Source organism: Pseudomonas sp. TKO26, assembly GCF_003225665.1.
GTDB lineage: Bacteria > Pseudomonadota > Gammaproteobacteria > Pseudomonadales > Pseudomonadaceae > Aquipseudomonas > Aquipseudomonas saponiphila.
On sequence record NZ_QKLN01000049.1, the window covers coordinates 1 to 443 of the forward strand.

At 63.7% G+C, this 443-nt stretch carries 1 pseudogene; it reads left to right on the plus strand.

The features are described from left to right. Window positions 1–212: 212 nt before the first annotated feature. Window positions 213–416: pseudogene (locus tag DNK59_RS32640) on the plus strand (chemotaxis protein); the annotation flags it as partial. Window positions 417–443 lie beyond the last annotated feature (27 nt).

A 443-nucleotide genomic window follows, 5' to 3' on the forward strand; every position in this document is an offset into this window, starting at 1 on the left:
ACATTACAACCTAATTCCTCGTCACCGCCCACACTGATATATCCGCCGTCACCCACTCACTCTGCTACAACTCTCTAGCCTCCTCACGCCGCTGACACACTACACCACCCATGCCGTCTCTTAGGCCCGCCAGCATCAGTTTAAAAAAAGGGCCCCCCCAACCATACGCCCAGGGCCATCCGGGGCAAAAGACGCCGACCGCCCCCCGCCCCGCCGTGCCCCTCCCCCTTCCCCTCCTGGGCCTGCTGATCCGACTGCTGCGGCCCCCCCAGCATGTGCTGCCCCTGGCGATGCAGGTCATCGCCGACGGCGAAGTCGACCTGCCCCGCCGCCTGACGATCCTCATCCACGACGTATCCTCCATTCTCGGCACTGCCTTCAACCGTTTCGTCGAACGCATCCTCGGTTCGCTCCGCTAGGTTTCCTCGGCCTCCGCACACGTC